Source organism: Vibrio sp. VB16, from assembly GCF_015594925.2.
Classification (GTDB): domain Bacteria; phylum Pseudomonadota; class Gammaproteobacteria; order Enterobacterales; family Vibrionaceae; genus Vibrio.
This window is the reverse complement of record NZ_CP087591.1, coordinates 149,122-175,346: the sequence shown is the minus strand read 5'-3', so window position 1 is coordinate 175,346 and position 26,225 is coordinate 149,122. Positions and strand designations below refer to the sequence as shown.

Here is a 26,225-nt window from a genome sequence, read left to right as displayed (position 1 = left end):
TTGTATATACATTGCATTTTCAATGCAACCCTTTTGTGTCACTTTTGTTTCACTTTTATTAATTTTGGTGTTTTTCGATAGGATTGAACGTAAAAAGGGCACTTCTGTGCCCAATTTAAGTGACCGATCTTCTATGCATACCGGTTAACAGGACGCTAATTTAGGTGTTTAAACTGCAGTTCAACCAACCTTTGATACAACGAGCAGCTTTCCATGAGCGCTTGGTGATCTCCCATTTCCACCAGCCTGCCATTTTCTAATACTGCGATCTGATCCGCGTGCTGAATTGTTGATAATCGATGAGCAATGATCAGGGTCGTTCTATTTCTCATTAGTTCTTCGAGTGCTTGTTGCACATGATGTTCACTTTCGCTATCAAGGGCTGATGTGGCTTCATCGAGCAACAGAATGGTTGGGTTTTTTAGTATTGCTCTTGCGATAGCAATACGTTGACGCTGTCCACCAGATAATCGAACGCCTTTCTCACCAAGAAAGCTATGGTAGCCCTCGGGTAAGTTGGCGATGAATTCGTGAGCATGTGCTTTTTTTGCGGCTTCAATCACTTCATGGTCTGTGGCGTCAGGTTTTCCGTAACGAATATTGTGAAACACATCGCTGCTAAAGAGAGCGGGGTGTTGAGGAACCAACGCCATCTGCTCTCGTAGATCTTTAGGATCGAGCTCTTTGATATCTATTCCACCAAGTGTGACTTTGCCAGATTGCGGGTCGTAGAACCGTTGTAATAGTTCAAACAGTGTGGTTTTTCCTGCTCCAGATGGGCCGACGAGTGCCAATACTTTCCCTTTTTCAGCAACGAGAGACAATTGGTTAGTGGCAGATTGGTCTGGCCGTGACGGATAATGAAATGTTACTTCTTCAAAGGCTATTTCGGTGCTGAAGTCGGCCGCCTTCAACGTGTCTTTAACTGGCGGCAAGATATGGCTTTTCACCTGCAATATCTCAACTAAGCGTTCGGTTGCTCCTGCTGCTCGCTGCAGCTCACCGAGTACTTCAGAGATTGTCGCTAGTGATGAGGCAAGAATAATAGAGTAGAAGACGAATGCACCTAAATCACCACCAGACATTGTTCCGTGAATGACGTCACTACCTCCGACCCAAAGCATGCCGGTTATCGCGCCAAAGACAATAATAATTACGCCAGCGACTAATATAGATCGGTGTTGAACTCGCTGCTTACCGATGGCAAATGCTTTTTCCACTTCGTTGGCGAACGATACGCGTTCCTCATTTTCGCGGGTATAGCTTTGTACCGTCTTTATATGTTCGATAGCTTCGCCTGCATAGCTGCCAACATTCGACATTGAATCTTGACTTAGTCTCGATAACGCTCTTACGCGTCGACCATATACAAGGATAGGGATCAGTATCAACGGGACAATTGCCATCACCACAAGTGTGAGCTTAATATTGGTCGCAAAAAGCATGACTAATGTGCCGACAAACATAAGCGCACTGCGCATTGCCATGGAAAATGACGAGCCGATAATGCTCTGGAGTAACGTCGTGTCCGTTGTGATGCGGGACATGATATCGCCACTGCCGTTGGTTTCAAAATAGCTTGGATGCAGAGTAATAACGTGATTGAAAACCGCCAAACGTATGTCGGCGCTGACTCGTTCACCTAACCAAGAGACAAGATAAAATCGAGAGTAGGTACCAGCAGCAATAAAGACAGTAATGGTAAGCAAAAAGGTAATGGCTTTCTTAAGCTCACTTAGCGAGTTTTGTGCAAAACCACCATCAATGAGAAACCGAACGCCTTGTCCTACCGATAGCATAATACCTGCGGTAAATAGTAAGGCGATGAGAGCGAGAACGACGCGACCTTTATAAGGACGGATGAATCGAATGAGTTCGAATAATACGGTGAGTTTTTTTGTTTCGCCATTTGATGTGGATGTTGATATTTCAGCGTTTCTTGTGTCGTTGGCCTGCATCTATCGTTCTGCCGTAAGTTGTTTGGTAACTTGATGATAGCACTACAATTGCGTTGATATGTTGCTTTTTTGTAAATGGCGTATTGTGATATTATTTTGGATGCTGATTTATTAGTCAAAAAACCACTAGGCTATCCTTTGCCCGTTGGTTTTTTTGTACAACATAATTGAAATGGACGATTAGTCCCTTTCTTTTGCATCGAAGTGATAATCTACGTCAACAACAGCACGATATTGGATCTCACCACGCGTAACGGCAAACTCTTCAACAGAAACTTGCGTATTGTCGACCGCGATATCGCGAACACCATTGGATGCATAAGTTGGTAGTTTATAACGCAGCTGACTTTTGGTCATGCTTTGTAGCGAATCTGTGATATCAAAACCTGCGTCTAGCGCTTCAGCTTTGGTCTGATAAAATGTTGAAATAATTGATGTTTCACTGTGCGTGGTTTGAACAGAAGCGAACGCTGAAGAAGCAACGAGTAAACCGACAGTAAGAGTAATGATTTTTTTCATGTTATGTACCTTATTATTAAAGTGTTGTTTTTATTTGTACTTTGAATAGACAAGTGTCCGAGATTAATCTCTTTCTTTAGAATCGAAGCTGTAGTCCACAGCAATAACGGCACGGTATTGAACGTCTCCGCGAGCAATCGCAACTTCCTCTACTTTTACTTCGGTTGCTTCAAGAGTGACATTGCGAACACCACTTTCAGTGATGGTAGGTAACTCATTACGAAGTTGAGTTTGTGTCATGGCTTGAAGAGAATCGGTGATGTCAAAACCTGCATCAAACGCTTCTGCTTTTGTCTGGAAGTTTGACGTTGAAACGGATGTTTCATTATACGTTGTGTGTACTGAAGCGAATGCAGAAGAAGCAACCAGTAGACCAGCAGTAATAGCAATTAACTTTTTCATGTTGTAATCCTTTTTGAATAAATAACGCAATCTGAAATAGAGAGTTCAATTGGACGATCAGGTTTGGCCTTGTGTCGTCCTATGGAATTCATATTATACTATACGGTCGTGTAGTAAATGGGTGGTGGGGCCATTGATTATGGAAAAACAAGCACTAATAAAAAGATAAAAACCTTGCATTCATTACGTGATACAACTTATATCGTGTATATTCAGTCTGTTATAAGTTATGTGATCTGATTCAAAAAATGCCCAAAGAAAGCTAATTCGAGAATGATTTGTGTATTTATTTTGAAAAAATATAAAAATAAATGATAAAGAAGGTTGGAATTGTTAATTCTGTATGATGACTTGCAAGGCGCGAGCGTATATTCTTCGAATAGAAGTTAATCGATAGGTGTTAAAATCATTGATTTGAAATGGAGCTCATTTAAATGAAAATACAAGAAGAAAATTTAGGTTTTACATTTAGAAAAATAGCAGAAGAAGTACATATCTTTCACCGAGGCAAGAAAGCCACGGTGTTGCGAGGACGAAAGGCAGATGAGTTTTTGGATGACGCCGACAGTTTTTCTGACGGCGATGGGCAGCAATTAATGGCTCGTATTACGGGAAATTACAAAAGAGGTAATGAGAAGCTGGCTAAGCAAAAGCAAAACAGGCGTCTAAACAATTTCTAGCCACGCTTTTACTTCAGAGTAGCATCCGCGGAAAACAATACGTTCAGATTTTTTACCAAGTTGATATTCATACATGGGGTCATAATACTGCTTGAGCAAAGGCGCTAGCCAATCTACATGATGAGTGACATCACCGGAACTCTGCATTGTTTTTACCGCATCCTGCTGAGCTTGAAGAAGATCACCGTAGCGTTCTAATCCTAATCTTTTTCGTATTTTAAATAGCCCTTGATTGAGATAATCAGAAAATGCTTTCCAACCTAACTCTTCGCCATAGTGTTTGATATAATCTAGTTGCATCTTAATTACATATTCATGAAGTAAGCGCTCAAGCCGAATATCGAAAGGGTCTTCAATGACCGCTAAATTAGATTCACTTATCGCGTCTCTTATAGCGTTGGGCACAGAGGCACATCCTACCGTTTTCCCCTCATCTTCATAAACAAAATTGCTACAGCCTTGTTCCAATTTTTTTACCATTTGAATAGCAAGCTGATTCTCAAAATTAATTTGAGTACGCTGTTCTATTACATAGCGACCAAAAGACGAGCCACGATGATTTGCAGCCCCCTCAATATCGATGCCATTTTTAAGAGATTTGATGAGGTCTGTTTTACCGCTACCAGTGTTACCACCAAGAACGATCTTAGGCATAGTAGAGGACTGGTCTACAGTATTGATCAAGAATCGACGTAGTGCTTTGTATCCACCGGTAACAAATGGGTAGTCTATACCTACCTCTTTAAGCCATTGCTGAGTAATCTGTGAGCGCATCCCACCGCGAAAACAATATAGGTACCCATCAGGGTTCGCTTCGCAAAAGGCCTTCCACATTGCGACTCGTTGATCTTTGAGTTCGCCGTTGATCATTTGATGACCCAGCTTAATGGCTTTTTCTTGCCCTTTTTGCTTGTAACATGTACCGACTGCTGAACGCTCTTCGTCTGTCATTAACGGCATGTTTACCGATAATGGAAACGCACCCTGACTAAATTCGACAGGTGCGCGAACATCCAATAATGGGATGTCCTTGTTAAAGAGCGTTTTATAATCACTGCAATTTTGTCGCTGCATCAAACAACCTCGATAAGAGCATGGTTGTTGCCATCTAATTGGTCCGTCGGCTTGATTAGTTTACCGATAGATAGAAGCTCAATACCATGTTTATCCGCGAGGGCTTTAACGGTCGCTTTGCCTTCTTCTGAAACGGCGAGAAGTAAGCCTCCAGAGGTTTGAGGGTCACACAAAATGGCTTTTTGTTGATCAGTGATCGTGCCAATTTTTTCTCCGTAACTATCGAAGTTTCTTTGCGTACCGCCTGGTACACAACCTTGGTCTATATAGTCGAATACACCCGGTAGAGTAGGGATGTTGGCAAAGGTAATCTCTGCTTTAAGTCCGCTGCCCTCACAGATTTCACTTAGGTGACCGAGTAAGCCAAATCCAGTGACATCTGTCATGGCTTTTATTGAACTGATATCAGCGAACTCAGCGCCAATTTTATTTAACTTACACATCCAGTCTCGTGCAAGACCTTTGTGGTTTTCAGCAAGTTTTGATTGCTTCTCAGCTGTCGTCAGGATTCCAATTCCAAGTGGTTTGGTTAGGAAAAGTTCGCAACCACTCTCTGCTCGATTATTGCGTTTAACTCTGTCGGTTTCCACAATGCCAGTTACTGCCAGGCCAAATATAGGTTCAGGGGCGTCGATGGAATGGCCACCAGCAAGAGAAATTCCCGCTTCAGCACAGACCGCTCGTCCACCTTCAATTACTTTTTGGGCGATCTCTGGGGCGAGGATATTAATTGGCCAACCTAAAATGGCGATGGCCATAATGGGTTTTCCGCCCATTGCGTAAATATCGCTTATTGCGTTTGTGGCGGCGATACGACCGAAGTCATATGGGTCATCAACGATAGGCATAAAAAAGTCAGTAGTACTAACGACGGCAGTACCGTTACCTAAATCATAAACTGCCGCATCATCCTTGCTTTCATTTCCGACCAGTAAGTTCGGGTCGTTAAATGGCGATATCTGAGTTTTTAGAATAGTATCAAGTACTTGAGGGGATATTTTACAGCCACAACCTGCGCCGTGACTGTATTGAGTTAGACGAATAGGTTCCATGATAATTCCATTTTAAAAAGAGAGATAATTCTACTCCTGATGAAGGCACTAGTCACTACACAAAGCAGAGGCGTTTCAATCGTTTTGATATGGTACAAGTGGATATTTCGTTGCTCATCAAGTTGTGCTTTCAATGACATGATTAAGTACTTCTAACCTTAGGTCGTCATTCATGACGATCTTTTTCTCTAATGCAACACCGATTATTAGACCGCCTCCATAACGGCGCATATTGACGACAGTTGATTTAGGGTAGGGTTTTGGAATATGTGTCATTTCAGGTTCGATGATAACTTCATTACCAATTTTTATATCAATATTGTCTTCTTTGAAGAATAGTGCGCAACCACTTACTGAGATATCGATGAAGCGTGCTGCGTACCTTCTATTGTTAACGTAAACATCAGCAGAAATATCGACTTTAAACCGTTTACTCGTTCTTATCGGTTTGCTTTCAATACGGTTTGGATATTGGATAAACAGCAACCATGACCCAATTGTTTTAATGCTCATAATGTGGCTCTTGAATGCAATCACATGGCCAACGTCTGTATCTGCAAATCCTCGAATAATGATGTCGAGTCCTGTTGTTTTACGAGTGATAAGGTCTTCCATTACCTTAGAGTTGAGTTCGAATATAAGATAATTATCTTCTTTAAGGCCGATAAATTTACATTGGAATGTATAATACTCTTCCGCCATAAACGCTATGTTTCCAGATAATTTCATGCCAAAATCCAAATATCTTTTTAACTCTTCGGCTTTTACGAATGGGTTACTCAAATTACAATTCCATTATAAGTTGCTCTGTCTATTATTTTTCGGCCTTTAAAGGCCTTCTGACCAACGCATTGATTGGTCGTAACAATGGCGAGTGAAATCCTCTTTAAAATCTAAAAGGGTGTTTATTTGGGCAACGCTTTCCCAGTCTGCTTTTTCATACGCTTTGACGAGAGAAAGCAATCTTCCTAGCTTTCCAGAGTTAAATAACAACGCTTCTTTTACGGTTAGTTCAACAGGAAGAATATCGACGATATCTTCAATAGGGGCGTCAAATAATGCGTCTAATAAAGACAATAAACCGACTAAGAACGCTTGATTATCACTCATATCGTTCTCATTATATTGTGACGTCAATTCACAGAAACGAGCCCTTTGTATAGAGAGTGTGTACAAAATATCGGACTTATCTTCCGCTATAGAAGAGATGGTCACGAGGGAAATAAACTTTCGTAGTTTTTCTTCACCCAAAAAAGCGAGGGCTTGATGAAATGAACGAATGGGTGTTAAAAGTTGAGATGAGTTGACGTAACGTAATAGTTTAAATGAGAGCGTAACGTCTGAGATAAAGATAGCTTCTAACTTTTTATAGTTGATCTCTTTGTTCGATATCTCTTTGCATAACTCAATCACGGTTTCAAGGAATGGATATATTTTTTTCTGTTTGATGATTTCTGGTCGACTAAAAAAATACCCTTGAAATAGATCGAAATTGCACGCAAATGCTTGTTGAAATTCTTCGTGGGTTTCAACCTTTTCGGCTAGAAACTTTATCTTCGATCCTTTCAGTTTTTCGATAAAACGTGCGGCCTTTGGGAGTGGAACAACACGGATATCAAACTTGATAATGTCGATATGAGGTAAAAACCGGCGCCATTCAGGCGCAGGGATAAAGTCGTCTAATGCAATACAATATCCTTCGGACTTGAGTCGAACAATCGCCGCGTATAATTCATCCGTTGGCGAGCAGTCTTCCAATATTTCAACGACAATTTTTTCTTTTGGCAGCAACAAAGGTGCAAGTGAAACGAGGCTGTTATACGGAAAGTTAATAAAACCTATTTTGTCTCCTATGGCAGGACACTGAGTGCTGAAAAATTGATCGAGCATGATTCGACTGGTCGCTTGATCGGCATCTATTTGTGGAAACGCATTTTTTGAACCATCTCTAAATAAGAGCTCATAGGCAAACGTATTTTTATTGCGATCTAAAATAGGTTGTCGTGCAACGAATGAGTAACTCATAAATATGTTATCTATCGGATGATACTATGAAGAAGATGTTAGTTATAACAGTGTGTTACGACATTAATTTCAGAAGTATCACCGTTATTTATTGAAGAAAGTAAAGTGATAGCTGTACTGTATCAATCGAGTGGATATTTAATATGCAAAATACGCACGTAAGATAAAGAGTGTGAAGCAAGGATAGCGATAGTGACGAAATTGTGGTGTGAAATCCAAACGACAACCATTTGAATTTCACTGCATCGATAATAAACTTGAGAAATAGAGGTGACCTCAAAGACTTATTGAATTAATGATTGATATCTAGTTCATTGTGAATCAATACGACGCATTGAGAGGCAAACAGCATTCTTGGACCCAGGCTTATCTTTATCGCCCCAAGTCGTTTCAAACTATTGAAACTTTTCTTTGGCATAGGGATATGGTCGGTCAACAAAAAGCAGGGGTTACCAATGAATTCTTGTTCCCGTATAGGGGTGCCTTTTTTGTCCATCATGAATAATTGATAGTCTTCAGCGAGTTCTTGTACTAACTTTTCGAAACTAACGGTTCGCACGGTAATGCCCGGTTCCACTTGGCGCTCTTCTTCTTTAAGCATACCTTTTGATTTGTCCAGTGCATTCGCCACCTTATCTAAAAGTGCCTGTTCATGGAATCCGCCGAAATTACTAATCTCATTTGGGCTGAAGCAGATGGTACGAGAATAGTCTTGAGTCTTTTCTAGTACGAGATAAACAACGACATCATCACGATGGGATTGCGCGACAAAGATGGTATTCATTAAAGTGTGAGCCAAAATTTCGCTGTGTGCTTCTTGTCCAACCGACGCCAAAAGTTGTTGGCTGTCAGTGGAGGCCGCTCTAGCTCGTAATACAAACGCGCGCATAGATGATTGTCCTACTGATTGAATTGGTTTGTTTATAGATGAGAATGCCCTTATTTATAAGGCCACCAAACATTATGACCGTTATTATTGCAGCTTTAGCAAATGATGTAACGGGTAATAATTCAAAATGTTTTGACGAATTTATCGCGGACTCATTATACGAATGGATTAGTCGAATCTGAATGGTTACGTTGAAAGAGGAAAGAGGAAAGAGGAAAGCAAAAAGAAGAAAGAAGGCGAGAGCCTCATGACCAGCGCCTAAAGCGACTAGCCATGAGGAATACCGACCGACACTAAGGCATAGAAACAGAATCACCTAGATTGTACTGGTCCATTTGGAGTTCAAGTGATGCTGATAACTTGGTTAACGATTCGACTTTTTCTTCTAGTTGATGAATGCTGTCTGCTGTTCTATATGACTGGGTACTTATTGACGTTACATTCTGATTCATCTCTTCAGCGACACTGTATTGCTCTTCTGCGGCCGTCGCTATTTGCATATTCATGTCATTGACATCGGCGACAGATTCTACAATTTTCGAAAAGGCGTCTTCGGTCCCTTGAATTTGCTCTACTGAAAATTGAACTTTTTCTATCCCTTTATCGACGGCATTTACTGCGTTAGTGCTACCATTTTGCAGTTTTTCGATCATGGTATTTATCTCTACCGTTGACTGCTGAGTTCGAGACGAAAGGACTCTAACCTCATCGGCCACCACGGCAAAGCCTCTGCCATGTTCCCCTGCTCTTGCCGCCTCTATCGCCGCATTCAGTGCCAACAGATTAGTTTGGTCTGAGATGCTGCTGATAGATTCGGTAATATCCCGTATTTGTTGACATTCATTTGCCAGTAAGTTAATGGTTTCTGAGATGCTAGAAAGACTATCAGCCAGTTCGAGAATAGTGTCTCTTGTAGACGAAACCATTATTTTACCTTTGTTGGCTGCGATATCGGCTGTTGATGCGAGTTCAGATGTACGAGAGGTGTTTTGGGCAATTTCTGCTACCGTTGAACTCATTTCATTCATGGCAGTTGCGACCAGTTCTGTCTCCATATGCTGCAAATTCATACTTTCTTTGGTTGTGCTGCTTGTTTCCGCGAGTACTTCCGTCGCGAGAACCAAATCATGAGAAGACTCACCAAACCTTCCAACAACGGCTTTTAACCGTCCTTGAAGCATTTTCGCTGACATTACGGTCTCACCAATTTCATCTTGCTTGATGATCTCAATCTTTTCGGTCAGATCGCCAGCGGAAATACGTTTAATAATATGGGTTAATCTATTGATTCTTTGCACAACGTCAAAATTAATTAAATACAGCAGTATTCCAAATAACAATATTGTCCATAGGTTACTGGCGACATCAAAAATATCTAAGCTAAACAGTTGATTCTCATTCCATTGCATGGCTAAGAAGGTGATGAATGCTAAACCAACAATCGTGTTAACTTGAGTGGCGAGCGTCATTGTGGCGTACAAACTTGGTTTTGGGATTTTCTTCTGAGTGTTATTATTCAGGTCCTTATATAGACCCTGTGCATCGTCTATCTGCTTTCTTGTCGGGCAACTTCTTACCGACTGGTAACCCACTTTTTTGCCATTTTCGAGGACTGGAGTCACGTAGGCATCAACCCAATAGTAGTCTCCATTTTTACAACGATTTTTAACGATGCCTTTCCAAGGTTTGTCTGCTTTAACTGTAGACCAAAGGTCTTCAAAGGCCGCTTTTGGCATATCTTTATGGCGAACGAGGTTGTGATTTGAACCGATCAACTCGTCTTCTGAATAGCCACTTATTACAATAAAATCACGGTTACAGTACTGAATGACACCATCCAAATTAGTAACAGAAACAAGCGTTGCGTTGTCTCCAAATTTTCTTTCTTTATCTGCCATCAAATCTTACCTTCAAAAATTGTCCAATGGGTACAGGCAACCAACTAAATTGACGTTGGTTGCAAATGTGTAGAACGCCAAAACGCATATTCATCTTCAATTACTTCTATTTATGAATAAACCCTCTTTTTTTGTTTTCTGCTATCGACGTGTTTAATTCTGAAATATTTCTCTTAATTGATGAAGAGATACATAGATACCATATATTATTACACGACAAAACAAAGGTATTTTATATAGACCAGCCGTTAAAATTGAATCAATAGCTAGTTTATACAAGGGAAATATTAAGTTTGGAACTTGAAGGTGCACCTATAAAAAACAAAATGATGCACCTGTTAATGCATTATGGAGCTGAATAGAAAGACGAGTTATATGGAATGTACCTTGACTAAAAATAACGGAAAAAAATCGGATAACCGTCGCAAGACACTAGACTAACGGAACGACCAATAACTCCACAGGAATGGATTTCATGACCTGTTTAGCCGATGAGTTGATGTTGTGCCAGAATCCTTGATGATGTCCGCAGACAATGAGATCGATTTCGTATTCAGCAACGGCATCTTCTAGCTCTTGAGAGAGACCGCCAAAACCCACCAAGGTGTGTTCAATGGGATAGGAAGTGCTCTCTTTAAGCGTCTTCAACTGTGCTTTCGATTCTTGTAATATGTTGTTATTGGCGCTGTCATTCACAAACGAGTGTACAATCTGATGAGTGAAGTCGTCATCTTTCATTACGTCGATATAGATAAGTGATAGTTTGGCTTTGGTTGCTTTGGCAAGGTCAACGGCTTTGTCTACCAATAATTGGCTATCGTCGCTTAAATCTACAGCAACAAGTATGTGGGTGTAACTCATTGTCTATTTTCCTCTTCATTACTTTCTTTAAGTGTAGGGTGATAATAACGTTTTTATCAATCATCTCTTGTACAAACTGAGTGATAGCTTTATTACCTTAATAAAATGAGTTCTATCAAACGATTTTGTTCAAATTACACGTATTATGACGATGTTCAGAATGGTTCTAGTGAATAAATTCCATCTTTTTTCAAACGAAACAGAGAGGGTGGTTTTCAAGGTTGTGTGAAACAACAAAATTTGTAAGGGGTACTTAGAATGGCTAAATATTTCGGCCGTTGTCGCCCTATCAATGATGTTTGGGAGAGGGTACAAGTGCTCTATCGAATTCAAGTGCATGAGTTTCTAATATTTTATGGACGATGGCCAGATACTCATGCACGCTATCTTCGTCTGCAAGAGAGGATAGCTCATTGAGTGATTTGATTATTTGAGCGTGTTGTTGAATATGCTCTGAAGTCATGTTTAGACCGAGTCGTTTACTCACTTTAACCTCATTTTGAAAATGCTGCTTCATCTGTTGCTTAAACAGGCTTCTAAAGTCACTGAAGTCTCGATGATTACTGTCAACAGATTGAATGAGGTCGTCCAACAGTTGGTGATCTTCATCTATTTCGTCTATTCCTATCTTAGCGATGCTGTAGTTTTCTTTGGGTGTTTCATTTGAGAAAGTGATACTGCCTCGTTGTGATTTCTTAGAACGATACATCGCATTATCGGCTTCTCTTAGCGCAATATGAGCACTCTGAGCGTTTGGTGACAACATATGTATCCCAACGCTGCAATCAACTTGTAATACTAAACCATGAGTATTGATTGGACTTTTTACTAGTTGCTGTATCTGTTGCGCCACTTTTTGCGCATGGCTTTCTGCCTCGTCTAGTGAACGGCCCGCGTTGACGATGAGTATTGCAAATTCATCACCGCCTAACCGAGCGACGACTTCATTAAATTGACATCGATGCTGCAAGCGAGAGCCGAGTTCAATAAGAACGGTATCACCAACATAGTGTCCAAATCGATCATTTATCGGCTTAAACCCGTCCAAATCTAGGTAGATTAAAGCGCCAACATGGTTGTGTTGGATTAGTTTACCGAGCACATGTTTCAATTTGCTATCAAACATACGACGATTGTAAATACCAGTGAGCTGGTCAGTATTGGACTCTTTTTCCAGTTTGCTTTGAATTTCTTCGGTGTAACTTAGCAAGGCAAATACACCAATGACAGCACAGAAAGCGGGCCAGACTATTTGTGAATATATACTGGATTGAGAAAATAACTCAGGCGATACTTCCATCAATATAGAGCGACTCATGATGACGAAGGCCATGAACAAAAATGCGTAGCCGACGACGCTATCAGAGGGGTATCGAACGGTTTTTAACCGTAAAAACATATAGCTGATAGAACCAAAAGCCACTGGCAAAAATACACCGCTTATGTGCAAGTAGTAAGTGAGATCGCTTTGTAAAATAAAATAGAGTTGCGCAGCACAATTAAGGCTAAAGAGTCCAATGATTAATAACCACGGAACCTTTGTAGCTGTTCGCTTACAGGCGAAAATGACCATTGCCCAGACAAAAATGGTCGAGGTGAAAGCTGATGTGACTTCCAACACAGTACTGACTTCGAACACGTAGATAAACCAGCTAACAAAGTAAGCAAAAAACGCGATCATAAAAAATCTGATCGAGTTGGAGCGATTCTCTAATTCTTTTACCCGTGTCGCGGCAAAAGCGAATACCAAATTAATGAGGGCTACGCTAAAAAAGTAGGCTTGCTCAATCGCCATCGCCAGAACTCCAGTTTTAAATCCAATAAATATCTAATTTTCGCTTAGCAAACATTACAGATATTTATGTTAACAAGCAATTTCATAGCCTACTGATATCATAAAGTGAGTGGTATTAATGCGTTTTTAAGTAAAATAACGAATTAAGGCGCTAATAGGCCGATTTTTTTGCCTAATTTAATAGATAAAAACGCCGATGTTTTATTAAGAGAGGTCTTATTGATTAAGGTTTTAGATCGAATTATGCCTAACAAAAAACCAGAGGTTTAAAGCCTCTGGTTTTTATGGTTTAACGTGTAGTTAATTGCTAGTTAAAAGCGCGAGCCACTCGGCCCTTTGAAGTGATTTGGTATTTTCCTGTATAGGCAGGGATAAACACGGACTGACCTTTGTTAAAGGTTACCTGCTCACCACTTAAATGAGTGAGCGTTACTTTTGCATCGAGCGCAAGCAAGATTTCAGCGCTGTCGGTGCGAAGCGTAAGACCAATGATACCTTCGAATACCGCGAATTTAAAATCATCGACAGGAACCGGGTAAAAAAGTCCGCCGTCTTGGTCAATTGGATTTGCCAGCAACGTACTCGCCTGTTTTTCTTTGAAGATAGTACATTTGACGAGCTCTTCAACGTCAATAAACTTAGGGGTTAAACCTGCGCGTAGCACGTTATCTGAGTTAGCCATGATTTCTAAACCGGTACCTTTTAGATAGGCATGAGGAGTACAGGCGTCTAAATACATAGCCTCGCGTGGTTGCAGTGTAATAACGTTAAGCATCAACGGAGCGAATAGACCAATGTCTCCTGGGTATAGTTCAGAAAGCTCGAGGATTAGACTAAATAGAGGATCGTTTTTATGTGCTTTCGAAAAAGCAAGTAGTTCGGCAACGGCTGCTTCTTTAACTTTGCCTTCTAAAGAAAGCAGTGCAGAGAAGAATACCTCAAGGCCGGTTTCATCAATCGATGCTTTGAAAGTATCAACGATAATTTGGATCGCTTGCACGCTCGCTTTATCAAATAGTGCAACGACGTCAGCGATCTCTCTAAAGCCGTTCATCGCTTGATAAGATGTCAGTGCGTAAACTAACTCTGGTTTGTGGTTAGGATCTTTATAGTTTCGATGACCAGCGGTGCGCGGAATACCGGCTTGCTCTTCTTTTTGGAACCCTATTTCTGCTTGCTCTTTGCTTGGGTGGACTTGGATTGAAAGCGCACTTTCTGCGGCGAGGACTTTAAACAAATAAGGCAGTTCACCAAATTGAGTATCGGTTCCTAGCGTCAAAATACCAGATTTATCCAAATTGATAAATTCGGAAAGCAATTGTTCTTCACCATTTTCAACTATCTTAGAACAACCATTAGGGTGGGCGCCCATCCAGATTTCTGCCTGAGGTTTGTTGTCTGGGTTTTCGATATCAAATAGTTGATTTATTGAAGTTCGGCTACCCCATGCATAGTCTTGAATAACGTTTTGCATTGGGAAAAAGCACGGATTTTTTGCTTGAGTCATGATGTTCCCTTCCGAATATCTGGATTTAATTTGAATGGTGAAATTAAACGTAGTTTACGCTATTTTTGAATAGAAATGCAGTGACAATACGAAATAAATACATTTATAGTAGTTGTATTGATTAGTGTCATATTTGTATTAAAACTAAACCCTCCTAAATTAGGAGGGTTTATGAACAGATTGAAACATTAGCGTTGGTGTTTAACGATTATGCTAACGCAGTTTCAGTCTTGCCTTGGCGTATTTTTTTCAATGTAATACAAACGAGCGCAGTAACAATAGAACCGACGGCCATACACATTATAGCAAGAAGGGGTTTATTCATTGCACCTAACAATGCGACGATTGGACCACCGTGTGCAACGCTATTCGTAATGCCGAAAGAGAAAGCCATGACTGCAGCGACCATTGAACCAAGCACGTTCGCTGGTATTACAGACATCGGGTCTTGAGCGGCGAAAGGAATAGCCCCTTCAGAGATACCCACTAAGCCCATCGCACCTGCTGCTTTACCTGCTTCAGTTTCAGAGGCTTCGAATAGGTTCAGTTTCCGTCCGAGTACTGTGGCTAAACCCATACCTAACGGTGCGACCGGTATAGCACAAGCCATTGCACCCATGAACTGAGTTTGTCCGTTTGCGATCATACCGACAGAGAATAAGAAGGCGACTTTGTTGAAAGGCCCACCCATATCAAAGCCTGCCATGCCACCGAGGACGATACCAAGCAGAACAACGTTACCTGTGCTCATGCTCGTTAGTAGCGCATTCAAGCCATCCATTAAGCTTGCGATTGGTGCACCAATAACAAAGATAAATAGAGCAGAGATAAATAACGAACCAAGGATCGGAGCGATCATGATTGGAACGAGAGGTTGAATAAATTTGTGATAGTTGATACTTGTTAACCAGCGAACAAAGTAACCAACCAATAGACCAGCAATAATGGCACCAATAAATCCGGTTCCGGCTTCCGCGCCATAGAACGAACCGTTGTTGGCAATCCAACCACCAATTAGGCCCGGAGCAAGGCCAGGACGGTCTGCAATAGCGTAAGCAATATAACCCGCTAGAATAGGGATCATCAAAGTGAACGCAACAACACCTACATCTAAAATTTTATTCCATAGACTGCCTGCGGGAATAGCCATACCCGCTTCGGTAGGTTCACCACCAATCGCAAGTGCAAGCGCGATCAATAGACCACCCGTGACCACAAACGGGATCATGTGAGATACGCCATTCATTAAGTAACGGTATAATTCTCCGCGCGTTTTTGAAATAGAGCTAGGTGTGTCGCTGCTCTCTTTTCCGTCTGCTTTATAAGCAGGGGCACTCAATGCTTTCGTAATTAATCCTTTCGCGTCACTAATAGGGGCTTTAACGCTCGTTTCAATTAATTTTTTGCCAGCAAAACGACTCATATCAACTTGTTTGTCACAAGCGACAACTATCGCATCCGCTTTTTCGATCTCTTCTGATGTTGGTGAGTTTTTCACACCAATAGAGCCGTTGGTTTCAACCTTAATTTCGTAACCTAACTCTGCTGCGCCTCTTTCGAGTGCCTCAGCGGCTAGATAGGTGTGCGCAACACCTGCAGGGCAACCCGTTACACCAATGAGAAAACCTTTGTCAGCAACAGGATTGTTTCCCGCGGGCTCCACTTTTTTCAATAGTAGTTTTAACGCGTCTTTTTCTGTTTTTGCTTTAAGAAATTGTTCGATGAAACCATTCTGAATCAATTTAGATGATAATTCAGCAAGCACTTCGATATGGTGATTAGATCCGCCATCTGGAGAGGCGATCATAAAGAAAAGTTTAGAAGGCTTACCATCTTCAGCGCCATAGTCGATGCCTGACTTACTGACACCAATAATAACGGCAGGTTTAGTGACTGCGCTACTTTTCGCGTGTGGTAAGGCGACGCCATCTTCAAAGCCCGTATTTCCTAGCTCTTCACGTGCGTTTATATCGGTTAAAAACTGTTCTTTGTCGCTGATGCGTCCTTCTGCGTGTAATACGTCAATTAACTCTACGAATACCTCTTTTTTATTCGTAGCTTTAAGATCAAGACGAATCAATTTTTCATTGATTAACTCGGTGATCATAATATTGTCTCCATGATTGTCGCTATTAAGTGTTTACCCGGTTTGTTATCACTATTTTCGTAGAATTACGTCGATTCGGATAGTGTACGAGGAAGACATTTACTGGATTATTGTAACCGACTAAAATTAGTGTGAACTAGCGCTCGAAACAGGCATCTTCGTTGAAATGAAAAATATGACATTTAAATTCTATTGTATCAGTAACTTATAAATATAAATTGATAAATGCCATTGTTAATAAAATGTACATTTTCTTTCCTTATACTGGCTTCTGGATTAAAGTGACTCGAGATGTGGCAAGAGAAACGTGCGTAGCCTCACGAATTTGCGGCGTTTTTAATCGTTTTTGCTGGTTCACTATTTCATTGAGGTTGTTATGAGCGCGGTTTTTCATAGTTTAATAGAAACGCTACTGTCTGAGCGTGAAAGTTTCAACCGAATATGGTTTGCGACCGATAATTTGACGCCTCCACAGTTTAGTTATCAGGTGAACTTTCCAAGGCTTGAGTTAGTGATAAGTGGAGAATATGTCAATCAAATCGAAGACCCTGAGCAGGGGGTCGTCAGCGTTAAGGTGCTTACGGGCGACGCCCTTTACATTCCACCGAACTGTTGGAATAAACCCGATTGGAATACAGATTGTTCAGTATTGAGTTTGTTGTTTGGCCGTCGCCAACTTGGGTTCAGTCTGGTCAGCAAAAATAAGGACGAAACGGGTTTTTTTGACGTGCAGAAACACAGCATTCAGACGCGCACAGGCCATGCGATTGACCATATTCTAGAGGCGTTAAACGCGTTAGGTCGCGAGCCTAGAAAGAGCCCAATGGATGAACACCTTCTCACGGCGTTAATGAGTTACGCACAGACCATGATCTCTGACCCTGCGCACACCGCAAAGAAACGGGGTGAGGATATGTATCAGGGGATATGTATCCATATTCAAGAGAACTTTCATCGTATGATTACTCGCTCCAGCATCGCGGAGCGTTTCAATATTTCTCCTAATCACCTTTCTAGATTGTTTCGCCAGCAAGGGCATATGACATTAGCCGATTACATTACGTGGGTAAGAGTTGATCGAGCCAAGTTCATGCTACGGCGATACGACTTTCGATTAGCCGAGGTGGCGACGCGATGTGGCTTTCAAGATGTGAATTACTTTTTTCGTGTATTCAAAAATAAAACGGGCCATACCCCAAGCGAATACCGAGGTATGGGGTAAGTTCAATAGACACCAGGAATTAATAATGTAATGCCTGAAATAGGCCGTCACATTTGGCAGTCAGGTGCTCTCGAAGCGCTTGGATGGTCGGGTTGAGTTGTTTTCGATCCGCGCAAATCATGTTGAGTGGCGTCGGTGAACCTTGCCAATCCTTACACAATCGGACTAAATTACCACTTTTTAGGTCCTCACCAATGTCGATGATGGATTTAAATGCAATGCCTCTTCCTGCTCGCGCCCATCGATGAACTGCGTCACCATCATTGGTCATCAGGTTCCCCGACACGGCAATCGACTCTTCTAATCCATCTTTGATTAGGCGCCAACGAGTGTGAAGGGCATCATCAAGAGAAAAACAGAGGCAATTGTGGTGTTTAAGTTGGTGAGGTGAAACGGGTTCGCCAAACGTGTCGATATACTCGGGTGAAGCGCAGAGAATACGAAAATTCTTTCGCGCAATGGGTAACGCAACCACACTAGAGTCTTTTGGGTGACCAAACCTCAAAGCAACATCGACAGGTTGGCTATAAAGATCGGCGAAACTATCTGACAGTTGAATTCGCAATGTGATTTTTGGGTGTTTTTGCATGAACTCATCTAACCAAGGCAAGAGTATATTTCGACCCGTGTCCGATGGCATAGATAACTGCAAAAGGCCACTAAGCTCAGATCGGCCATTCTGTATTTGTGAATAGCTGTCGTCAATCAATGTGAGAGCTTGTTGGCAACTTGCAAGAAATAGCTCTCCTTGTTGAGTCAATCTCAGCCTGCGTGTCGATCGAATAAACAGAGAGCAGCCAATGTCAGCTTCTAGTCTTTTGATACAAGCACTTACTGCGGCAGGCGTCAGGTCCATATTTCGTGCCGCTTCAGATAGATTGCTGAGTCTGGCCGCTTCTATAAATATTCTAAAATCATGAAGAGCTTTCATTTTCAAATTTTTTTTGAAATAGATGTTAATAGACTCTAGTTTTTCAAACGTTTCATGTCAAATAAACTAGGGTTACTTAAGTTGCTCGTAAAAGAGTGTCTCATTCCACTACAACATTCGGAGTCAAAATGAAAGCTATCGGTTATCAGCACGCGTCACCTATTGATCAAGCAGATGCGTTGCAAGACATTGAGTTACCAGTGCCGACCGCAACAGGACACGATGTTCTTGTTGAAGTGAAGGCTATTTCAGTCAATCCAGTTGACACAAAGGTGCGAAATAACACGTCTGCAGAAAAGGGTGAGTGGAAAGTTCTTGGTTGGGATGCGACGGGTGTGGTCAAAACCGTGGGTTCGGATGTGACTCTATTCAAGGTTGGGGACAAGGTTTGGTATGCGGGTGATATATCACGTTCTGGGAGCAACGCCCAATTTCAATTGGTTGATGAACGTATCGTCGGCCATATGCCGCAAAGCCTCTCATATTCTGATGCAGCAGCGTTGCCATTAACGTCCATTACCGCATGGGAGATGTTGTTTGAGCGTCTAGAGGTAGAAGTGGGTAAAAAAAATCACGATAAGTCGATTATGATTATTGGTGCAGCAGGCGGCGTGGGGTCTATCATGGTTCAACTTGCGAAGCGCCTAACTGGCTTGACCATTATTGGTACGGCTTCTCGCCCTGAAACCAAAGCGTGGTTAGAAGAACTTGGCGCTCATCATGTCATTGACCATAACAAACCCCTTAGCCACGAGCTCAAGAAGATAGGATACGATAACGTTGATTATGTGGTTAGCTTAAATAATACCGAGCAACATTATGGTGAGATAGTTGAATCAATAGCTCCACAAGGTAAGTTTGGATTGATTGATGATCCTGCATCGCTCGATGTGTTGGCATTAAAACGTAAGAGTATTTCATTACACTGGGAGTTAATGTTTACTCGTTCACTATTTAAAACCGATGATATGCAAGCACAACATGATTTGCTCAACGAGGTTTCGGAGTTGATTAACGAAGGCTTACTTAAAACTACAGTGGGAAACCATTTCGGCACTATTAATGCTAAGAACATCATTAAGGCTCATGGACTTCTCGAGTCGCAGAAAGCGAAGGGAAAAATTGTATTAGAAGGGTTTTAGACCAAAAAATGCTTATTGCCTTGCCATAGTGTGAAGTAAAATGGCTTTTAATGCCTCGGGTTCAGACGTGGAAGTCAAAAGTTGGCAGAACGCTTCATCAAGTAGTTGTCGAGTAAGCTGAGTACAGGCTTTGATAACCGGCATTTTGGCTGGCGCAGGGATGACAATGCCGATGATCGTATTCACATGACCTTGTTTTGAATACCAGTCGACAGGTGTCGATAGCTTAATCACCGCTATTGAAGGCTGATCAATGCCTTGAACCATAATATGTGGCAAGGCGATACCATTACCAATGCACGTAGAAGAGATGGCTTCTCTTTTTAACATGGCATCAAATATCGGCTGCGCATGCCTTGCATTGAGCATGTGACATATCTTTGATATGAGTGCGTATTTTTCCATAGAAGTAGAGGGTTGGAACTGCTTAAAGCCATAGGTGATTGGAAATGGCAGTGAAAAAGCGGGGTGTTTTGCTATCACTGAATAGCTAAATTCCTCGGTTTTCTCATGAGATGTATTCACGATTTCAAATTGATCTGCAATAAAATCGGTCAGCACCATGCATGCTAGTTCAGCGTCTGAACCCTCTATCCAAAGCTGGCATAGGTGATTCTGTTGGCTACCGATACTGATTACTTGCAGTGTATGCTCGGCGTTGACGTTCTTTCCATTAGAGATATTCTTTAAAATAACGACCGAGCGAAAATAACTGGAGAGCGTTTTCAATCGATTCAGCTTCCAAGCTGCAAAACCCTCAAGACCAATAATAAAAGTAATTCTTCGTTCTATACGCATTGTGAATAACTACAGTTCTTTACAGCGAGTCAATACTCGGCATGCATCAATCAATACTTCTTCAATCGTGACGCAATGTATTTTACTGCCAGTGAACCGTGCTCTTTGCTCGATTTCAATATCAGAAGCGATCAGTACGACATCGGCGTTGGCAATATCGATAGCACTCAGTTGATTTTCGATACCCATTGCACCTTGTGTTTCTACTTTGATGGGGATGGTTTGTCGATTGGCTTCTTTTTGCAGCGCATCAGCAGCCATATAAGTATGTGCGATACCTGTTGGACAGGCGGTTACAGCGACTATTTTCATTTGCATAGTTATCGGTGAGTAGAATTGTCATCATCTTATAGCATGCCCAATTAACGGGGAAGCGATTCTAATTGGTAAGGTCATATTTTTGAGGTTACTTACAAATTAACCTTGTTACATTGGTAAATGGAGTCGATACGTTGATTTCTCTAAATCTAACACCTAGGCCAGTGCCCCCTGATTTACGGACTAAGACTTAGCCAATAAAAACTCTTTGAAGTGGATGGCGACAGGGGAAGCTGAGGCCGGTGGATGGTAGTGGATATTTAGGCTCCATATACTCGTCTCAAATTCTTCTAATAGTACGACAAGCTCCCCATTGTCTATCGCTTGCTGTACGATAAAATCAGGCAGATAGGCGATGCCGGAACCCAAAATGGCAGCCTGAAGAAGCAGATCGCTATCATTCACCTCTAATGTTGTCGGGATCTTAACAATTTGGCATTCATCACCTTTAGTAAATGCCCAATCATTGCTGCCTGTTAACGTGGTCGCGAAAAGGCATTGATGTGTCGTTAAATCCTCAGGTAACGATGGTGCAGTGTGACGAGCGAGATAATTTGGCGCCGCGACAACGACAAACGGACTTTTCATTAATTCTCGGCGCACAAGGTGGAGATCTCGCTCTCTGTAACCTTGATATACCGTATTCGCACTGATTGACAGGTCACTATCAGCGGCAAAATCGAGTGCCCATGGGGTTATATTTATATTGAAAGTTACGTCAGGATTTAAAAGTAAGTAACGATTGATTTTTTCCATCAGGTAGTGATTAGCGTAAACAGGGGTACAAACAATATCGATATGGCCTTTGTCGCATTGCTGAAAATCTTGCATCTGTAAACATAGGGTCTCAGCGTGATCAACGACAGAAGAAAACTCTCGGAAAAGCTTCTGTCCAGCAGGTGTCGGGTTGAGTAAGCGATTATTGCGTCGGTAAAGGGGGACGCCAAAACTTTGCTCTAGTTCTTGCAGCCAACGACTCCCTGCCGACACTGAAATATTGACCTTACGAGCGGCAGCGGAAATGGAACCTGTGCGAACAACATAGATAAAGAAAGCCATTTTATCGAGCATGAATGTCACCGTAAGAAAAACTATTGAAATCGTCTATTGGTTTTATATTACCATTTAAATTGCGTCGAAAAATGTTAGATGCGCCATATCAAATAGATAAAGAAAGCGATGATGATGGTTTTCTCCTTATGCCACTAGACGACTGGTCTAATTGAGTGTATTGTTGGCGCATGAAAATAGAAACCAAAGATACCAGACAACATATTTTAGACACTGGATACAACCTTGTTGTAGAAAAGGGGTTTACTAACGTTGGGTTGGCGCAACTGCTCAAGCATGCGGAAGTTCCGAAAGGCTCTTTTTACCATTACTTTAAATCGAAAGAACAGTTTGGAGAGGCGTTAATAGAAGATTATTTTCTAAATTATTTCGAGCGCTTAGAAACACTGTTCAATCAAGAAAGTAATTCGGCTTATGACAATCTCATCCAGTATTGGAAAATGTGGGGTGGTACAGAGCAAGCGGACTGTGGTGCGAACAAGTGCTTAGTCGTTAAACTTAGCGCCGAGATCTCAGATCTGTCAGAACCGATGAGATTGGTATTAATGAAGGGAGCGAATCAGATCGTTGAACGGGTAGCGAACTGTATCTCAGCAGGTGAGAAGGATGGGTCAATAAAAGTAAGCCAAAGCGTAGATACGGCGCAATTTCTTTATAACCTTTGGTTAGGGGCTGCATTGATGCATAAATTGACCAAAGATGTATCAAATCTAGAACAAGCCTTACATACATCAGAACGTATTCTATCTGGAGATATTGTTCTCTAAATTTGTTAAATCCCCGCCAATCGATTGGCGGGTTTTTTTAGATATCAACGCTAGACGACTGGTCTAATTTAATGCCAGCCTAATAATCTTTTTAAGGAATGATAATGTCAGCTCAACAAAATAACGCTCAAGTAGTTCTCGCATCTCGCCCCGTTGGCGTACCAACGAAAAATGATTTTCGCTTAGAATCCGTCGCAAAACCAATTCCAGCGGAAGGTGAAGTCTTACTGCGCACCGTTTATCTTTCATTGGACCCATATATGCGTGGCCGAATGAATGACGCTAAGTCATATGCTGAACCCGTCGCGGTTAACGATGTCATGGTTGGCGCAACGGTTTGTCAGATCGCCGAGAGCAAAAATGACAACTTTGATGTAGGTGAATGGGTATTGGCGTATACAGGTTGGCAAAGCTATGCACTGTCTAATGGACAGGAATTGCTTAAATTAGGTAAAGAGCCAACAGCTCCATCTTATGCGCTAGGCATTATGGGTATGCCAGGGTTTACGGCTTATATGGGCCTGCTTGACATTGGCGAGCCTAAAGAAGGTGAGACGATAGTGGTTGCCGCCGCTACTGGGCCTGTTGGGGCGACAGTAGGGCAAATCGGTAAACTGAAGGGATGTAAAGTGATTGGTATTGCTGGCGGAGAAGAGAAGTGCCGATATGCTAAAGAGGTGCTCGGTTTTGATGAATGCATCGACCATAAATCTGAGAATTTCCAACAGCAGTTGGCGAAGGCGTGCGATAACGGTATCGATGTCTATTTTGAAAATGTAGGTGGCAAGGTGTTTGATGCTGTTATGCCTCTACTCAACACGGCGGCTCGTATTCCGTTGTGTGGCCTCATATCACAATATAACGCGACGGCTCTACCAGAGGGCCCAGATCGTCTGTCTATGCTTATGGGTACACTGCTTATAAAGCGAATCAAGATGCAGGGCTTTATTATATTTGATGACTACGGTCATCGATATAATGAGTTCGCAGCGGATATGGCGACATGGCTAAAAGATGGAAAGATAAAATATAAAGAGCAACTCGTTGTAGGATTAGATAAAGCACCAGAAGCTTTCATTGGTTTACTCGAAGGTAAGAATTTTGGTAAGTTAGTTATTCAAGTTAACGAACCAATGTAGTTAAAGTGCATTGTTATGTTGGATGAATAAAAAGCGACTCGTTTGAGTCGCTTTTTATATATTTAGGACATGATACTTATTTGTCCGTTAGGCTCTATTTTATTGAAATATTCAGTGCTTTAACCGTCGCAATATTTAAATACTTATCAACAGGTAAATCGTTGTCACGTTGGAATGCATTTACGGCTGCCATCGTTTCTGGACCAACGACACCATCGATTTTTCCTGGATTATAGCCTTTGCTAACTAAAGTCCGTTGAATCTCCCCGATACGACTAACTGTCATGTTTGTATCGCAAAGGATTGAGCGCCATTCCATTGTGCCTTCTTTAATAAGGGTCTGGCGTTCAACCATTTTGTACTCAGCAGGAATAATTTTACGCTCTACGCTTGCTGGTTGAACCAATTTGCTGACCTTTACGGTTTTATATTTAGCAGGCACTTCAACCTTTGTAATACTTGCCGCTATTGTCTCTACTTGTTTGTCGATGGTTTTATAGGTGGCTGGCGTGTCAATTAAACAAATTTTACTGCCAGTACGAGTCCGCTCTGATAAGGATTGGTCATGTATTTCATGCCATACGTATTGGCTACCCCCGATCTGCTTTTTCTTGCTAACGTAATTATACTTTGCCGCGACTTTTACGCGAGTCTCTTGGGCGGGATTAACCACTTCTTTAACCGCTATCGTTTTGTACACTGCGGGTATCTTTATTTTTTTCGTCGTTTCTGGGGTTTTTATTACCTTTTTCGATACGGTAATGTAGGTTGTTGGAACGTCAACCAAACACATTATTTCCCCAGTAGATTCATCAATTTTTTGGATTGCACCTTGACCTTTTTTCCAAATTTGGTGCGCTGGTTTGTCAACAATTTGTTCGGATATTGTCTCGTATACTGCGGGGACGTTGACAATTTTTGTTGATGCTTCTTTAACAAGAATTTTTTTCTCAACGGTTCGATAAGATGCAGGAATAATTACCGATTTTTCTGTTTCTTCTCCAATCAAAACGGGTTCTTTTACCGTTTCATATTTTGCGGGTAATAAGTGTTCGTGGTAACAAACGTTTGGTTGAGCGGAATCAAAGTCGACCCCGTTAGCTCTTGCGCGCTTTAGTGTATCTGCTGAGGCTTTTGGCGCTGAAGGTGAAAGCCTTGTTTTCCAACTACGGTCCGCCTTACTGAGTAATACTTTTTCTTTTCTAATTGTGTATACAGCGGGTGTAGGGATCATTTTGAAAGAAGGTTCAGAAACAAGAATTTTCTCCTGTTTCGTGGCATACCGGGCTTGGGTTGATATTAGCTTTTCTGTATTAGCCCGAACCAATACTTTTTCTTTTGATGTCTCATACTGGGGTTCATTCCAGACACGAGCATAACATTCCCCAGGTTGCGCATTTGGGGGTAAGTGTTGATTATCTGAGTTTGATACATTGTTTTGAGAAACTGACTGACGTTTTAATTTTTCTTCTAAGCGAGTTAGCTCAATTTCCTTTTCTTTTAATTGGATTTCTTTTTCTTGCTGTTTATCCATAATTGCGGACAATTCAACTGAACTGTTTTTAGCTTGTGCTGTGGCGTTTTTTTGAGAGGTACTGGTACAACCAGATGTGACCAATATTGATGTGACTAATAATGGAAAGTGTAAACGATTATATCTGCTTTTCTTAATCATAGATTAATGCCCTTTAAAAAATAAAAGTGAATGCTTAGTTTGGTGACATTTTATTGACAATATTTGGAGTCTAGTGATTAATGCGCATAAAAAAACAGGATTATTATATTTGTGTGGCATTGATTCAATACTTAATATTATTTTTATTGGTTAAGGTGGTGTAATTTAATCTTTCATCTTTATGTTGGTTGTGTTTGGTATTAAAAGAGGTGTTGAATATTACTAATTAAAGCGCTTCAAGTCATTGTATAATAGGTGTTTATTTTTATTTTAAAATTTTTACTTATGTGTATTTAGCAAATTGATTATATAAATAATAATGTATGCTTATAGTGGCGTTGTATTTTAAGTTTGCATTGTCATATTTATTTATTAAATAAGTTATTATGCCAATC

Annotated in this window: 23 protein-coding genes; 5 read left to right on the top strand and 18 right to left on the bottom strand. The window is 41.3% G+C overall.

Features of this window, described 5'->3' with window-relative positions; translation table 11 throughout:
- Window positions 1–155 precede the first annotated feature (155 nt).
- The 3 genes from IUZ65_RS17325 to IUZ65_RS17315 all read right to left on the bottom strand — a co-directional run bounded on the left by IUZ65_RS17325 (window position 156) and on the right by IUZ65_RS17315 (window position 2,879).
- A complete protein-coding gene (locus tag IUZ65_RS17325; protein WP_195705292.1) occupies window positions 156–1,958 on the bottom strand; it encodes an ABC transporter transmembrane domain-containing protein in 1,803 nt (600 codons plus the stop codon).
- 180 nt (window positions 1,959–2,138) lie between these two features.
- Window positions 2,139–2,477: a DUF3316 domain-containing protein gene (locus tag IUZ65_RS17320; RefSeq protein WP_195705291.1), complete on the bottom strand. Its 339-nt coding sequence runs from the start codon at window positions 2,475–2,477 to the stop codon at window positions 2,139–2,141.
- Between the two features lie 63 nt (window positions 2,478–2,540).
- Complete coding sequence (locus IUZ65_RS17315) at window positions 2,541–2,879, bottom strand: DUF3316 domain-containing protein (RefSeq protein ID WP_195705290.1); 339 nt, start codon at window positions 2,877–2,879, stop codon at window positions 2,541–2,543.
- A gap of 434 nt (window positions 2,880–3,313) precedes the next feature.
- On the opposite strand from IUZ65_RS17315, the gene IUZ65_RS17310 reads away from it, so the two are divergent.
- Entirely contained in the window at window positions 3,314–3,559 is a 246-nt protein-coding gene (locus tag IUZ65_RS17310) for a hypothetical protein (RefSeq protein ID WP_195705289.1), read from the top strand.
- Here the strand turns inward: IUZ65_RS17310 and mnmH are convergent.
- From mnmH to IUZ65_RS17260, 10 genes are all read right to left on the bottom strand, one after another.
- Entirely contained in the window at window positions 3,545–4,633 is a 1,089-nt protein-coding gene (gene mnmH / locus IUZ65_RS17305; RefSeq protein WP_195705288.1) for a tRNA 2-selenouridine(34) synthase MnmH, read from the bottom strand. The two genes, IUZ65_RS17310 and mnmH, sit on opposite strands and share 15 nt — an antisense overlap.
- Window positions 4,633–5,688: a selenide, water dikinase SelD gene (gene selD, locus IUZ65_RS17300; RefSeq protein ID WP_269213900.1), complete on the bottom strand. Its 1,056-nt coding sequence runs from the start codon at window positions 5,686–5,688 to the stop codon at window positions 4,633–4,635. The genes mnmH and selD overlap by 1 nt, the downstream gene beginning before the upstream one ends.
- A gap of 114 nt (window positions 5,689–5,802) precedes the next feature.
- Entirely contained in the window at window positions 5,803–6,468 is a 666-nt protein-coding gene (locus IUZ65_RS17295) for a PilZ domain-containing protein (protein ID WP_195705286.1), read from the bottom strand.
- Window positions 6,469–6,513: 45 nt separating this feature from the next.
- Window positions 6,514–7,710, bottom strand: a complete 1,197-nt coding sequence (locus tag IUZ65_RS17290) for an EAL and HDOD domain-containing protein (RefSeq protein ID WP_195705285.1) — start codon at window positions 7,708–7,710, stop codon at window positions 6,514–6,516.
- Window positions 7,711–8,002: 292 nt separating this feature from the next.
- A complete protein-coding gene (gene trmY, locus IUZ65_RS17285; protein ID WP_195705284.1) occupies window positions 8,003–8,599 on the bottom strand; it encodes a tRNA (pseudouridine(54)-N(1))-methyltransferase TrmY in 597 nt (198 codons plus the stop codon).
- Between the two features lie 293 nt (window positions 8,600–8,892).
- Entirely contained in the window at window positions 8,893–10,497 is a 1,605-nt protein-coding gene (locus tag IUZ65_RS17280; RefSeq protein ID WP_195705283.1) for a methyl-accepting chemotaxis protein, read from the bottom strand.
- A 432-nt stretch (window positions 10,498–10,929) separates the two neighbouring features.
- Complete coding sequence (locus IUZ65_RS17275; RefSeq protein ID WP_195705282.1) at window positions 10,930–11,358, bottom strand: universal stress protein; 429 nt, start codon at window positions 11,356–11,358, stop codon at window positions 10,930–10,932.
- 289 nt (window positions 11,359–11,647) lie between these two features.
- Window positions 11,648–13,153 (bottom strand): diguanylate cyclase domain-containing protein, encoded by a 1,506-nt coding sequence (locus tag IUZ65_RS17270; RefSeq protein ID WP_195705281.1) that lies wholly within the window; start codon window positions 13,151–13,153, stop codon window positions 11,648–11,650.
- A 307-nt stretch (window positions 13,154–13,460) separates the two neighbouring features.
- Entirely contained in the window at window positions 13,461–14,660 is a 1,200-nt protein-coding gene (manA, locus tag IUZ65_RS17265; protein WP_229638225.1) for a mannose-6-phosphate isomerase, class I, read from the bottom strand.
- Window positions 14,661–14,868: 208 nt separating this feature from the next.
- A complete protein-coding gene (locus IUZ65_RS17260; RefSeq protein ID WP_195705280.1) occupies window positions 14,869–16,767 on the bottom strand; it encodes a PTS fructose transporter subunit IIABC in 1,899 nt (632 codons plus the stop codon).
- Window positions 16,768–17,143: 376 nt separating this feature from the next.
- Between IUZ65_RS17260 and IUZ65_RS17255 the strand changes: the two genes are divergently transcribed.
- Complete coding sequence (locus tag IUZ65_RS17255; protein WP_195705279.1) at window positions 17,144–17,989, top strand: helix-turn-helix transcriptional regulator; 846 nt, start codon at window positions 17,144–17,146, stop codon at window positions 17,987–17,989.
- Between the two features lie 19 nt (window positions 17,990–18,008).
- On the opposite strand, the gene IUZ65_RS17250 is transcribed toward IUZ65_RS17255, so the two are convergent.
- Window positions 18,009–18,920, bottom strand: a complete 912-nt coding sequence (locus IUZ65_RS17250) for a LysR family transcriptional regulator (protein WP_195705278.1) — start codon at window positions 18,918–18,920, stop codon at window positions 18,009–18,011.
- 128 nt (window positions 18,921–19,048) lie between these two features.
- Here IUZ65_RS17250 and IUZ65_RS17245 point away from each other — a divergent pair, with 128 nt between their 5' ends.
- On the top strand, window positions 19,049–20,062 hold the full coding sequence (locus tag IUZ65_RS17245) for a zinc-binding alcohol dehydrogenase family protein (protein WP_195705277.1): 1,014 nt from the start codon (window positions 19,049–19,051) through the stop codon (window positions 20,060–20,062).
- A 12-nt stretch (window positions 20,063–20,074) separates the two neighbouring features.
- Here the strand turns inward: IUZ65_RS17245 and IUZ65_RS17240 are convergent, their stop codons facing one another.
- The 3 genes from IUZ65_RS17240 to IUZ65_RS17230 all read right to left on the bottom strand — a co-directional run bounded on the left by IUZ65_RS17240 (window position 20,075) and on the right by IUZ65_RS17230 (window position 22,249).
- Window positions 20,075–20,860, bottom strand: a complete 786-nt coding sequence (locus IUZ65_RS17240; protein ID WP_195705276.1) for a PTS sugar transporter subunit IIA — start codon at window positions 20,858–20,860, stop codon at window positions 20,075–20,077.
- A 9-nt stretch (window positions 20,861–20,869) separates the two neighbouring features.
- On the bottom strand, window positions 20,870–21,172 hold the full coding sequence (locus tag IUZ65_RS17235; RefSeq protein ID WP_195706410.1) for a PTS fructose transporter subunit IIB: 303 nt from the start codon (window positions 21,170–21,172) through the stop codon (window positions 20,870–20,872).
- A 189-nt stretch (window positions 21,173–21,361) separates the two neighbouring features.
- Window positions 21,362–22,249: a LysR family transcriptional regulator gene (locus IUZ65_RS17230; protein WP_195705275.1), complete on the bottom strand. Its 888-nt coding sequence runs from the start codon at window positions 22,247–22,249 to the stop codon at window positions 21,362–21,364.
- Between the two features lie 170 nt (window positions 22,250–22,419).
- Between IUZ65_RS17230 and IUZ65_RS17225 the strand changes: the two genes are divergently transcribed.
- Together IUZ65_RS17225 and IUZ65_RS17220 are read left to right on the top strand one after the other, a co-directional pair.
- Window positions 22,420–23,016: a TetR/AcrR family transcriptional regulator gene (locus IUZ65_RS17225; protein WP_195705274.1), complete on the top strand. Its 597-nt coding sequence runs from the start codon at window positions 22,420–22,422 to the stop codon at window positions 23,014–23,016.
- A gap of 104 nt (window positions 23,017–23,120) precedes the next feature.
- Window positions 23,121–24,155, top strand: coding sequence for an NADP-dependent oxidoreductase (locus tag IUZ65_RS17220; RefSeq protein ID WP_269213848.1), 1,035 nt, complete (start codon window positions 23,121–23,123; stop codon window positions 24,153–24,155).
- Window positions 24,156–24,249: 94 nt separating this feature from the next.
- Here IUZ65_RS17220 and IUZ65_RS17215 read toward each other — a convergent pair whose 3' ends face one another.
- Window positions 24,250–25,830, bottom strand: a complete 1,581-nt coding sequence (locus tag IUZ65_RS17215; protein ID WP_229638224.1) for a peptidoglycan-binding domain-containing protein — start codon at window positions 25,828–25,830, stop codon at window positions 24,250–24,252.
- Between the last annotated feature and the right edge of the window lie 395 nt (window positions 25,831–26,225).

Bases quoted from the DNA above. Each gene is read 5' to 3' on its own strand.
- IUZ65_RS17260 (WP_195705280.1), bottom strand. From the start codon at position 16,767: ATGATCACCGAGTTAATCAATGAAAAATTGATTCGTCTTGATCTTAAA.
- mnmH (WP_195705288.1), bottom strand. From the start codon at position 4,633: ATGCAGCGACAAAATTGCAGTGATTATAAAACGCTCTTTAACAAGGAC.
- IUZ65_RS17245 (WP_195705277.1), top strand. From the start codon at position 19,049: ATGAAAGCTATCGGTTATCAGCACGCGTCACCTATTGATCAAGCAGAT.
- IUZ65_RS17255 (WP_195705279.1), top strand. From the start codon at position 17,144: ATGAGCGCGGTTTTTCATAGTTTAATAGAAACGCTACTGTCTGAGCGT.
- IUZ65_RS17215 (WP_229638224.1), bottom strand. From the start codon at position 25,830: ATGATTAAGAAAAGCAGATATAATCGTTTACACTTTCCATTATTAGTC.
- IUZ65_RS17320 (WP_195705291.1), bottom strand. From the start codon at position 2,477: ATGAAAAAAATCATTACTCTTACTGTCGGTTTACTCGTTGCTTCTTCA.
- IUZ65_RS17325 (WP_195705292.1), bottom strand. From the start codon at position 1,958: ATGCAGGCCAACGACACAAGAAACGCTGAAATATCAACATCCACATCA.
- IUZ65_RS17235 (WP_195706410.1), bottom strand. From the start codon at position 21,172: ATGAAAATAGTCGCTGTAACCGCCTGTCCAACAGGTATCGCACATACT.
- IUZ65_RS17310 (WP_195705289.1), top strand. From the start codon at position 3,314: ATGAAAATACAAGAAGAAAATTTAGGTTTTACATTTAGAAAAATAGCA.
- IUZ65_RS17290 (WP_195705285.1), bottom strand. From the start codon at position 7,710: ATGAGTTACTCATTCGTTGCACGACAACCTATTTTAGATCGCAATAAA.
- IUZ65_RS17315 (WP_195705290.1), bottom strand. From the start codon at position 2,879: ATGAAAAAGTTAATTGCTATTACTGCTGGTCTACTGGTTGCTTCTTCT.
- IUZ65_RS17220 (WP_269213848.1), top strand. From the start codon at position 23,121: ATGTCAGCTCAACAAAATAACGCTCAAGTAGTTCTCGCATCTCGCCCC.
- IUZ65_RS17275 (WP_195705282.1), bottom strand. From the start codon at position 11,358: ATGAGTTACACCCACATACTTGTTGCTGTAGATTTAAGCGACGATAGC.
- IUZ65_RS17225 (WP_195705274.1), top strand. From the start codon at position 22,420: ATGAAAATAGAAACCAAAGATACCAGACAACATATTTTAGACACTGGA.
- trmY (WP_195705284.1), bottom strand. From the start codon at position 8,599: ATGCGCGCGTTTGTATTACGAGCTAGAGCGGCCTCCACTGACAGCCAA.
- IUZ65_RS17230 (WP_195705275.1), bottom strand. From the start codon at position 22,249: ATGCTCGATAAAATGGCTTTCTTTATCTATGTTGTTCGCACAGGTTCC.
- IUZ65_RS17280 (WP_195705283.1), bottom strand. From the start codon at position 10,497: ATGGCAGATAAAGAAAGAAAATTTGGAGACAACGCAACGCTTGTTTCT.
- IUZ65_RS17250 (WP_195705278.1), bottom strand. From the start codon at position 18,920: ATGAAAGCTCTTCATGATTTTAGAATATTTATAGAAGCGGCCAGACTC.
- IUZ65_RS17240 (WP_195705276.1), bottom strand. From the start codon at position 20,860: ATGCGTATAGAACGAAGAATTACTTTTATTATTGGTCTTGAGGGTTTT.
- IUZ65_RS17270 (WP_195705281.1), bottom strand. From the start codon at position 13,153: ATGGCGATTGAGCAAGCCTACTTTTTTAGCGTAGCCCTCATTAATTTG.
- manA (WP_229638225.1), bottom strand. From the start codon at position 14,660: ATGACTCAAGCAAAAAATCCGTGCTTTTTCCCAATGCAAAACGTTATT.